The sequence below is a fragment of the Mesorhizobium sp. M7A.F.Ca.ET.027.03.2.1 genome, from assembly GCF_003999175.1.
GTDB lineage: Bacteria > Pseudomonadota > Alphaproteobacteria > Rhizobiales > Rhizobiaceae > Mesorhizobium.
Genome location: NZ_RZOM01000100.1, coordinates 1 through 9,626, shown reverse-complemented (window position 1 = coordinate 9,626; position 9,626 = coordinate 1). Strand labels below are relative to the sequence as shown.

Genomic DNA, 9,626 nt, shown 5'->3' with positions numbered 1-9,626 from the left:
GCTCGTCGCCATATCGACCGACGTCCGTCAGTTCGACAACTACACTTGGCACGCCGCCCCGCAGCAATATCTGGAAGCGGCGATCACCGGCGCCGGCGTGTTCCCGCTGTTGGTGCCGTCATTTGGCGACCGGCTCGACTTCGACGAGCTCCTGTCGTCGGTGGACGGCGTCATGGTCACCGGCTCGAAATCCAATGTGCATCCCTCGCTCTATGGCGGCGACGCCAGCGAAGCCAATGGCCCTTATGATCCGGCGCGCGACGCCACGACGCTGCCGCTGATCCGCCGGGCGATCGAACGCGGCGTGCCGCTGCTCGCCATCTGCCGCGGCATCCAGGAATTGAACGTGGCGCTGGGCGGCACGCTCGGCACCGAGATCCAGGAGCGCGAGGGCTCGCTCGACCACCGCGCGCCGGTGAGCGACAAGCAGGACGAACGCTTCGCCATCCACCAGACCATTTCCATCAAACCTGACAGTTGCCTGGCCGGTGTGTTCGGTGCCGGCGACATCAAGGTCAATTCGTTGCACCGCCAAGCCATCGACCGGCTCGGCTCGAAGCTGCAGGTCGAGGCCGTCGCCACCGACGGCACGGTCGAGGCGGTTTCGGTGCGCGACGCCCGCGCCTTCGCCGTCGGCGTGCAATGGCACCCGGAATACTGGGTCAAGTCGGACAGCAATTCGGTGAAGATATTCCGGGCCTTCGGCGATGCGGTCAGGGGCCACGCCCTGATCCGCCAGGCAGCGCGTACGGCGGCAGAGTAAACGACCGGGTCCGCCCCCTGGCGCGAACCCGCGATCAGAACTTATAGCTGACGCCGAAGCGTACGGTTTGAGTCGTCACGTCGGTTGGGTAAAGCCAGGAACTGTCGGTCGCTGGATTGTCGGAGAACGTGCCAAAATCGCTGTAGCGATACTCGACCCGCGTCGTCCAGTTTTGCGCGAAGGCATATTCGATACCAGCGCCCACAGTCCAACCTGCCTTTGTGTTGGACGAGCTATCCGTCGTGGTGCCGTCGTCATATTTGGTATCGAAGTGAGCGACTGCGAGACCGCCCGTACCGTACAGGAGAGCCGGTCCCACCGCATAGCCAAGACGTGCGCGCAACGAGCCCTGAACGTCGATTTTGGTTTTGATATTGCCCGCATACGCGGAATCCACGGAGCCGCCCGCTCCCGAGGCTTCGAGATCGGCCTCGACGCCAAGAACGATCGAATTGAAGGCCTGATTGTAGCCGGCGTGGATACCTCCAATCACTCCGTCGGACTTCCACGAGTCAGCCCAATCGGAACTGCCGTCGTCGATATTGACGTCGTGGCTATCGACGTGCCCCCAATTGTATCCAAGCTGCGCGCCCACATAGTAGCCACTCCATTCGTAAGCCACCGGAGCTTCGACAAGCGCGTCGGCAGCGAAAGCGCCACCCGAAAGGGCGACAAGCATGGTGGATGCGAGAAGGATGGATTTCACGTTAGGCCCCCAATTGAATGGTGCATAACGATCTATCTTCGTTTGTATCGCAAGATGCTAAAATAGCGTGGAACTTCTTTTCGCAATCGGCGTGGCAGAACGGCCACTATGATTGGCTGGCTAAACCGCCATGGCGGTGCGATACCTGCCCTTTGTAGCGGCAGAATAGGCCGCTGGGCATTAATAGCTATTCAGCGACAGCAACGGTAGCGCCGGGGCATAAGATTCGTAGCCGTCGCCATCGGCAGCCGCGAAGGTGACGATCGGATCGACGCCGTTGGCGCTGAAGGCGACCGTGCCGTCGTTTTGCTCGCGCCAGAACTTCGCCTGCTCTATGCCGGGCAAGAGCCGGCGGCATTTCGGAGCAACGGTGACCAGCGACAAACCGTCCGAAATTTCGGCCCCGCGGCTGACTGCACAGACCGCCTCATCGCCATTGGCGACCAGCCTGTAGCTGTTGGACGGGGCGGCCTCGTTGGCCACGCTTTCTCGGCTGCCGCCATGAAACAGCTGAATGCCGCCAAACAGCGCTGCGGCAGCGATCAATGCGGAAAGTGCTTTCATCATTTTTCATCCACGTACACGGACAGGTTGAACAATGATTCCAAATGGTTAAGCTGACGTTAATAAATGTGGCGGCCACCGATCAGTTTCTAGCCTTGACTTCTGCTGTCTCGGGGACCGGCGTCAACGGCCGACGCTCGGTGAACCAGGACACCAGATTGTCGACGCACAGATCCGCCATGGCGCGGCGGGTGTGGTCCGAGGCCGAGCCGACATGCGGCAGCAGCGAGGTGTTGGGCGCGTTGAGCAGCGCCTTGGGCACGTTCGGTTCGTCGGCAAAGACGTCGAGGCCGGCGGCGGCGATGGTGCCGGTGACAAGGGCTGCCGCAAGCGCTGCTTCGTCGACAGTGCTGCCACGGCCGATGTTGACGAAGACGCCGTTGGCGCCAAGTGCCGACAGGATTTCGGCATTGACCGCCTTCTCCGTCGAGGCGCCCCCCGGCGCGACCGAAATCAGCGTATCGACGGCTTCTGCAAGCCCTTTCAGGGTCGCATGATACTGGTAGGAAACACCTTCGACACGGCGCCGGTTGTGGTAGGCGACCGGCAAGCCAAAAGCTTCCAGACGCCGGGCGATGGCCTGCCCGATGCGGCCCATGCCGAAAATACCCACACTGCGCCCGCGCAAGGTCAGCCGGCTCAGCGGATAATTGCCGTTGCGCAGCCAGCTGCCGTCGCGCAGCCAGGTTTCGGCGCGCGGCAGGTCGCGGATGGTGTTGATCAACAGCCCGATCGTGGTGTCGGCGACCTCCTCGGTCAACACGTCGGGCGTGTTGGTGACCATGATGTTCTTCGCTCGGGCATGGCTGACATCGACCGAATCATAGCCGACGCCGAAGGAGGCGATGAGCTCGAGGTTGGGCAATGCATCCATCATCGCCGCGTTGATGCCGGCAAACGAAGCGATGCCGCGCACATCGCTGCGCATCTCGTCGGTGATGAGGGACGGATCGGCGCGTTCTATTCTGACACGCCTGAACGTACGGTTGATGCGGTCGACCGCATGGTCGTTGAAATCGCCCGGCACCAGGATGGCGACGGTCTGCAACTGTTCGGCCTTGGTCATGCACGCTCCACCGGCTTGCCGGTCGACTGACGCACATGCAGTTCCGGCTTGATCAATTCCTGCGAGGGCCGCACCGTCTGGCCGTTGAGCTTGTCGAGCAACGCGCTGGCGGCGCGGCGGCCAACCTCGCGCTGGCCGTTCCAGACGGTGGTCAGGGCCGGCGTCGCGATCGCCGCCTCTTCGAGGTCGTCATAGCCGGTAACGGAGATGTCGATGCCGGGCACAAGGCCGGCACGGGCAATGCCGTTCATCAGGCCGATGGCGACAAGGTCGTTCCAGCAGCAGGCAGCCGTCGGTCTGTCCTTCAGCGCCAGGAACTGTCCGGCGGCCTCGAAGCCGGCCTGCTTGGTGCGTGGGCCGGCGATGCGCCATGACGGCCTGACTTCCAGCCCGGCCGCCTCCATCGCGTTGACATAGCCCTGGTAGCGGTCACGGCCGGTCGAGGTCTGGTCGGTGCCGCCGATCATGGCGATGCGCTTGTGGCCGAGCGAGATCAGATGGTTGGTGGCGAGGCCTGTTCCATAAGAGTCGTCGCCGCGAAAGACCGGCACGTCGGCACCCTCGACGGTGCGCGCGATCAGCACAGCCGGCAGGCCGTTCTCCTCGGCCATCAGGATGTCGGAAGCCGGCGTGCCGATGGCCGGCGACATGATGACGCCGTCGGCGCCGAGCTGTAAAAGCGTGTCGATGAAGGTGCGCTGCTTTTCGAGCTGATCGTAATGATTGGACAGGATGAAGGTTTGACGGCTGCGGTCGAGCTCGCTTTCGATTGAGCGCAGGATCTCGGCGAAGAATGGGTTCATGATGTCGTGGACGACGACGCCGACAATGCCGGAACGCGAGGTGCGCAGGCTGGCGGCGCGTCGGTTATAGATATAGCCGATGGCGCGGGCATGTTCCTTGATGCGGTCACGCGTGGTACCGGCAACCAGAGGGCTGTCGCGCAGCGCCAGCGAGACCGTAGCCGTGGACACGCCGAGCGCATCCGCGATCGTCGAAAGCTTGATTTTTTGTGCCAGCGACGTGTGCTCCCCGGACCTGAATTTCCAGACCTAAACTGTTTAAAGGCGGCGTTATGCCACCGATCGGGGGCAAATCAAAGTTTTTTTGCCAACGCCTCGGCCTCGACATCCGAGGCCGCGCGGCTCCGCAGCCGAAGCCTATGCTCGCGATGGACGATGTAGAGACCGCTGGCGACGATGATGGCGGCGCCGACCAATGTCCAGCGGTCGGGAAACTGCTTGAAGACGATCCAGCCGGAAATGATCATCCACACCATCTGCGAATAGGGATAGGGCGCCAAAGCCGTGGTTGTCGCCAGCCGGTAGGCCTGGACCAGCAGCCAGTGACCGACGCCGCCGAACACGCCGAGCATCAGCAGCACGAACCAGTGCCAACCGTCATGCGGCAGGGAAAACGAAAACGGCAGCAGGGGCAGAAGCAACAGCGCCGGCGCCAACGCCGAAAACAGGATGAGGCTCTCCGATGTCTCGGTCGCCGACATGCGGCGCGTCATGATGACGTAGAAGCAGTTCGACAGCATCGAGCCGAGCGCGAAGAGATGTCCGATGCCGAAAACGCCGACGCCCGGCCGGGTGATGATGAGGACGCCGGCAAAGGCCGCCAGGATGGCCAGCCAGCGCCGCCAGCCGGCCCACTCGCCAAGCAGCGGACCGGCCAGTGCCGTGATCACCATCGGCCCGAAGAAATAGATCGAGGTGGTCTCGGCCAGTTGCAGGGATTTGAGCGCCAGGACATTAAATATGGTCGATCCGAACAGGAACGCCCCGCGCAGGATATGCGCCGGCAGGTTGACCGGACGAAACCGCACCGGTTGGCGCCAGCCGCGCAGCAGCGCGCCGACCAGCACGACATGCACGGCAAAGCGCACCCAGGCAACGACCAGCACGGAAACGCCGGCAAGGACGAGGTATTTGCTTGATGTGTCGAGGAAGGTGAAGAAGACATAGGTGGAAAGCATGCACACGATCGCCACCGGGGGCGTCGCGCTTTCTACATGTCTTTGGGGAGCACTCACTTGCAGGCCGGGTGGGAAGCTGGGCTGGAGCCCACCTTTGCGGGAATTGCCGGCTCCCGGCAAGCCAATTGTCGACTGCCGCGACATGAAAGCCTGCTGGCACAACAAGAGCCGCCGGCAGGCGTAGTGCCTTGGCTAGGCGTGCATGCGGGCGCCCTTGGTGATTTTATCGACCAGCTTCTTGTCGGCGCGAAGCGCGATCCCGACCACCTTGGCGTCTTCAGGCGCGAATTCGGCGAAGACGGCACGGTTGGCCGCGTCAAAGCCGGTCGAAAACATTTCCTCGACATAGAGCGAGGTGGTCACGCCGCGCTCCAGCGTGCGCCGGTGGATGGTGCCCAGCGTCGTCTGGTCGGCGGACAAAACGATGACCGGCTGGATCGACAGCGGGTTGTAGAGATTGCCGGCGCGGTCGCGATAGGGTTCACCGATGATATCGGGAAACTGCGCGACGATGCCGCTGGTCAGGAAAGCGGTGACGTTGAGTTTCTGCCAGACCGGCAGATCTTCCCTGAGCACGATTGCAAATTTCGTATCGAACATGAGACATTGGCCATTCGGTTTGTGCCCCAATGCGAGGCTGAAGGAGACGATGTCGCACGATCTAGACAGCCAGGCCTTCAAGGGTCTTGGACGTTTGTGCGTCGATGCGGCGGAAAACCGCATCATCTCCGCCCCCGATCCCGCAGGCATGGAGCGGATCGAAGCGCGCTTCCATGGCAGCGCGTTCGACCTCCATCGCCACGACACCTATGCGATCGGGGTGACGCTGCACGGTGTGCAGACGTTTCGCTATCTCGGCGCTGCGCGCCACAGCCTTCCGGGCCAGATCATCGTGCTGCATCCCGACGAGTTGCACGACGGCGGCGCCGGCACCGAGGACGGACTGCGCTACCGAATGCTCTATCTGGAACCGTCGCTGATGCTCGACTGCCTTGGCGGCGCGTCGCTGCCTTTTGTCAGGGATGGCGTGGTGGCGGACGCCGCCTTCTGCGCAACGCTGCTTTCGGCGCTGGGTCCGCTGGAGCAGGAACTCGACGAGTTGTTCGTCGACGACTTCCTGACGCAACTGATGCAAAGCCTGATCCGGCATGGCGGCCAGTCGGCGAAGCCGATGAGCAGGACGGCGTGGCGGGCGGCTGCGCTGGCGCGCGACTATCTCACGGAAAACCTGAACCGGCCGGTGCGTTCCGGCGAGCTGGAAGCTGTAACCGGGCTTGATCGCTATGCCTTGTCACGGCATTTCCGTGCCGCTTTCTCCACCAGTCCACATCGCTTCCTGGTGATGCGCCGGCTTCAGCGGGCGCGGCGGATGATCGCCGCCGGCGAACCGTTGGCACAGATCGCGGTCGAAGCCGGCTTCAGCGACCAGAGCCATTTCATCAGGCAATTCAAGAAGGCGTTCGGCATGACACCGGGACGCTGGTCGTCGCTGATCCAGGGCTCTGCCGCGGCGGCCTGATCGCCTGCCGCGACAATCCGCCGGTCAGTCGTCCGATTCGGCGTCGTCGTCGATGAGCACCAGTTCCTCGTTCGAGAGGTTGGCCTCGATGCGGGCAAGCAGTTTGAACAGCGACTTCTGGTCCTTCTTGTCGAGACCCTTCAGCGCCAGCTTTTCGGTCTTCTTCACCGATTTCTCGATGGCGTGAATGATGTCGCGACCGGTGTCGGTGAGGAAAATATGCGCCTGACGGGCGTCGGCCGAGGAGGCGCGTTTTTCCAGAAAACCCTGGGCCTGCAGCCGGTTGATTGTCTTGGTGATGGTAGGTGGGCGCACGCCGAGGCGTCCGGCAAGATTGCCCGGCGTCTGGCCGTCCTCACGGTCGAGCGCCAGCATGATCTGATCCTGGCCGGCATAGAAGCCGTGCGCCAGAAGCCGGGCCGCCAGCGCCGTTCTTGCCAGCCTTGCCGCCGAATGCAGCCGGCTCATTGTCGCAGTCTTATCCGCCTTGGCCATGGTCATCCCTCTTCGGCCGTACCGGTGCGGGCAGCATAGAGGCAGCCGGCCGGTTGGCAATCGACGATGAAAAAGATTCCGGAGCTTCAAACAGCTTTGCCGGCAAGCATTGTGGTGTCCGCCGTGGCTAATGCCAGATGTTTATTTCAGTTAGATGACAAACGAATTCCCAGCCGGAATTTTCGCCGCGAGCAAAGTGATGGAGTGACCGCCGCTCAGCCGGACTTCACCGCGATGATCATCAGCGCCTGATAGGCATCCTCCAGCTCGCGCAGCGCAGCTGCGATTGCGGTCCGGCCCGCCTGGCTATGCCGTCCGCGGCATTCGAGGTGTCGCGCTCGCCCGACCGGTCGTTGTAGGGCGCGACAGCGGTGAAAATCTGCTCGCTGAGGCTGTCCGGGAAGAACAACTGTCCGGTCATCACCGAACTGTCGTCGGGAAAGACCTTGAAATGGATGTGGGTGGTGCGGCCGCGATACCAGCCGGGATAGATCGTGGCGAAGGAAACGATGCCACTCGCGTCGGTCCTTTGCCAACCACGCAGGAAGGTCTGGCCCGAGGTGTCGAGATCGCGGCCATCACCCTGTCCGGGATAGCCGGAATAGGCGCCTTGCGCGTCGCAATGCCAGATGTCGACACGAGCGCCGGCAAGCGGGCGGCAGCCCGCGTCGACAACCTGCAGCCGTACATCAAGGGCACTGCCCTTCTTGCCTTCGGTGACATCGGCGCGTTCTAGCTTCGGATCGAAATAGAAAGGTCCCTCGGTCGCCTCGGGCGTGATGGTGGCAGACACCGGCGCCGTTTTCGAACAAGGCCAGTCCGGCATAGGGTGAAGTCTGGTCTGCTATCGCGGCGGCGGGCAGGAAGGCACCACCGCCGGCGGTGACCGCGATCAGACCGAGCGCCTGGCGCCGGCTCATTGAGAACGAGGATGGCTTGCCGGACATATCTTGCCTCTCGAATTGGCCTCTGTCGCCCTGATCTAGGCGATCACAACGGCTTTCGCCAACGATTCGGCAATGCAGCAAGCCGGTTTGGCCCATCGGTTTGCCCCGTGCAAAAGCCCGGCGCACATCCTATATGGAGCCGACATTCCCTTTTCTCAGGCCGAATTTCCGAGGCCCAGATAATTCGAGGCAAGCCATGAGCGACGCACAGACGCAGATCCCCGTAACCGTTCTCACCGGCTATCTCGGTGCCGGCAAGACGACGCTGCTCAACCGCATCCTGTCGGAAAACCACGGCAGGCGCTACGCCGTCATCGTCAACGAGTTCGGTGAAATCGGCATCGACAACGACCTGATCGTGGAATCCGACGAGGAAATCTACGAGATGAACAATGGCTGCGTCTGCTGCACGGTGCGCGGCGACCTGATCCGTGTCGTCGAGGGCCTGATGCGCCGACCCGGCCGCTTCGATGCCATCGTCGTCGAGACCACCGGGCTCGCCGATCCGGTGCCGGTGGCGCAGACCTTCTTCATGGATGACGACGTGCGCTCCAAGACCAGGCTCGACGCGGTGGTGGCGCTGGTCGACGCCAAGCACCTGCCGCTGCGGCTCAAGGATTCCAGGGAAGCCGAGGACCAGATCGCCTTCGCCGACGTCGTCGTACTCAACAAGACCGACCTCGTCACATCAGAAGAGCTCGCCAAGGTCGAGGCGACGATCCGCGCCATCAATCCGGCGGCAAAGATCCATCGTACCACCCGCGCCGGCGTCGACCTGACCGAAGTACTCGACCGCGGCGCTTTCGATCTGTCCCGGGCACTGGAAAACGATCCACACTTCCTCGAAGCGCATGACGATCACGATCATCATGACCACGACCATGACGGCCACGATCACCACCATGATCATGACGGGCACCACCATCATGCGCATGCTTCCGACATCCATGACGTGACGGTGCAATCGGTGTCGCTGCGCGGCGGCGAGATGGACCCGAAGAAATTCTTCCCCTGGATCGAGAAGATCACCCAGATGGAAGGCCCCAACATCCTGCGGCTGAAGGGCATCATCGCGCTCAAGGGCGATGATGAGCGCTATGTCATCCAGGGCGTGCACATGATCATCGAGGGCGACCACCAGCGCGCCTGGAAGGACGGCGAGAAGCATGAGAGCCGGCTGGTGTTCATCGGCAGGGAACTCGACGCCGAGCGGCTGAAGAAGAGTTTTGACGCCTGCCAGGCGGCTTGATTTCCAGACTTTATAGCGCTAGCGCTGCCCCTCCTTCCTTCTCCCCTTGTGGGAGAAGGTGGCCGGGCGAAGCTCGGTCGGATGAGGGGTGTTCCAGCTTGGCGCTGACGGAGATCCGTCACCCACCCCTCAACCGTCTCGGCGCTGCGCGCCGATCCACCTTCTCCCACAAGGGGAGAAGGCCGGCCGCACCCAGCCGCGCTGGCGACCCAGCGAGGTTAGACGACCAGCATAAATCTCGAATGGAATAATCTCCCATGCCAACCGTCGCCCCGCTTGATCTCGAAGGCCATTGCATCGCCGCCGTCTTTCTCGGCGACGTGCCGCATTTTGCGA

The 9,626-nt window shown here is 62.5% G+C and carries 11 protein-coding genes and 1 pseudogene; 4 read left to right on the top strand and 8 right to left on the bottom strand.

Translation table 11 applies throughout. From position 1 onward, the window contains the following. Positions 1-763 (top strand): gamma-glutamyl-gamma-aminobutyrate hydrolase family protein (locus EN750_RS07045; RefSeq protein ID WP_145967469.1); only part of this gene is annotated, 763 nt, incomplete at its 5' end. A 34-nt stretch (positions 764-797) separates the two neighbouring features. Here EN750_RS07045 and EN750_RS07040 read toward each other — a convergent pair. The 6 genes from EN750_RS07040 to EN750_RS07015 form a co-directional block, all read right to left on the bottom strand. Then, a complete protein-coding gene (locus tag EN750_RS07040; protein ID WP_127396008.1) occupies positions 798-1,469 on the bottom strand; it encodes an outer membrane protein in 672 nt (223 codons plus the stop codon). Between the two features lie 180 nt (positions 1,470-1,649). Then, positions 1,650-2,033 carry a hypothetical protein gene (locus EN750_RS07035; protein WP_164873919.1) on the bottom strand — a complete coding sequence of 128 codons (384 nt, stop codon included), beginning with the start codon at positions 2,031-2,033 and terminating at the stop codon, positions 1,650-1,652. A gap of 82 nt (positions 2,034-2,115) precedes the next feature. Then, positions 2,116-3,099 (bottom strand): 2-hydroxyacid dehydrogenase, encoded by a 984-nt coding sequence (locus EN750_RS07030; protein WP_127396006.1) that lies wholly within the window; start codon positions 3,097-3,099, stop codon positions 2,116-2,118. Next, a complete protein-coding gene (locus EN750_RS07025) occupies positions 3,096-4,118 on the bottom strand; it encodes a LacI family DNA-binding transcriptional regulator (protein WP_127396005.1) in 1,023 nt (340 codons plus the stop codon). The genes EN750_RS07030 and EN750_RS07025 overlap by 4 nt, the downstream gene beginning before the upstream one ends. Before the next feature lie 77 nt (positions 4,119-4,195). Beyond that, entirely contained in the window at positions 4,196-5,080 is an 885-nt protein-coding gene (locus tag EN750_RS07020; RefSeq protein ID WP_164748949.1) for a DMT family transporter, read from the bottom strand. Between the two features lie 192 nt (positions 5,081-5,272). After that, positions 5,273-5,680, bottom strand: coding sequence for a DUF2000 family protein (locus tag EN750_RS07015; protein WP_127331396.1), 408 nt, complete (start codon positions 5,678-5,680; stop codon positions 5,273-5,275). A gap of 49 nt (positions 5,681-5,729) precedes the next feature. Here EN750_RS07015 and EN750_RS07010 point away from each other — a divergent pair, with 49 nt between their 5' ends. Next, positions 5,730-6,599 (top strand): AraC family transcriptional regulator, encoded by an 870-nt coding sequence (locus EN750_RS07010; protein ID WP_127396004.1) that lies wholly within the window; start codon positions 5,730-5,732, stop codon positions 6,597-6,599. Positions 6,600-6,623: 24 nt separating this feature from the next. On the opposite strand, the gene EN750_RS07005 is transcribed toward EN750_RS07010, so the two are convergent. Further along, a complete protein-coding gene (locus EN750_RS07005) occupies positions 6,624-7,094 on the bottom strand; it encodes a MarR family winged helix-turn-helix transcriptional regulator (RefSeq protein ID WP_127396003.1) in 471 nt (156 codons plus the stop codon). A 66-nt stretch (positions 7,095-7,160) separates the two neighbouring features. On the opposite strand from EN750_RS07005, the gene EN750_RS07000 reads away from it, so the two are divergent. Beyond that, positions 7,161-7,346 (top strand): hypothetical protein, encoded by a 186-nt coding sequence (locus EN750_RS07000; protein WP_127266502.1) that lies wholly within the window; start codon positions 7,161-7,163, stop codon positions 7,344-7,346. On the opposite strand, the pseudogene EN750_RS06995 reads toward EN750_RS07000, so the two are convergent. After that, positions 7,310-8,041 (bottom strand): annotated as a pseudogene (locus tag EN750_RS06995) (intradiol ring-cleavage dioxygenase). The gene EN750_RS07000 and the pseudogene EN750_RS06995 sit on opposite strands and share 37 nt — an antisense overlap. A 196-nt stretch (positions 8,042-8,237) precedes the next feature. On the opposite strand from EN750_RS06995, the gene EN750_RS06990 reads away from it, so the two are divergent. Beyond that, complete coding sequence (locus EN750_RS06990; protein WP_127396002.1) at positions 8,238-9,290, top strand: GTP-binding protein; 1,053 nt, start codon at positions 8,238-8,240, stop codon at positions 9,288-9,290. Positions 9,291-9,626: the final 336 nt, after the last annotated feature.

Bases quoted from the DNA above. Each gene is read 5' to 3' on its own strand.
- EN750_RS07000 (WP_127266502.1), top strand. From the start codon at position 7,161: ATGAAAAAGATTCCGGAGCTTCAAACAGCTTTGCCGGCAAGCATTGTG.
- EN750_RS06990 (WP_127396002.1), top strand. From the start codon at position 8,238: ATGAGCGACGCACAGACGCAGATCCCCGTAACCGTTCTCACCGGCTAT.
- EN750_RS07020 (WP_164748949.1), bottom strand. From the start codon at position 5,080: ATGCTTTCCACCTATGTCTTCTTCACCTTCCTCGACACATCAAGCAAA.
- EN750_RS07035 (WP_164873919.1), bottom strand. From the start codon at position 2,033: ATGAAAGCACTTTCCGCATTGATCGCTGCCGCAGCGCTGTTTGGCGGC.
- EN750_RS07005 (WP_127396003.1), bottom strand. From the start codon at position 7,094: ATGGCCAAGGCGGATAAGACTGCGACAATGAGCCGGCTGCATTCGGCG.
- EN750_RS07030 (WP_127396006.1), bottom strand. From the start codon at position 3,099: ATGACCAAGGCCGAACAGTTGCAGACCGTCGCCATCCTGGTGCCGGGC.
- EN750_RS07010 (WP_127396004.1), top strand. From the start codon at position 5,730: ATGTCGCACGATCTAGACAGCCAGGCCTTCAAGGGTCTTGGACGTTTG.
- EN750_RS07015 (WP_127331396.1), bottom strand. From the start codon at position 5,680: ATGTTCGATACGAAATTTGCAATCGTGCTCAGGGAAGATCTGCCGGTC.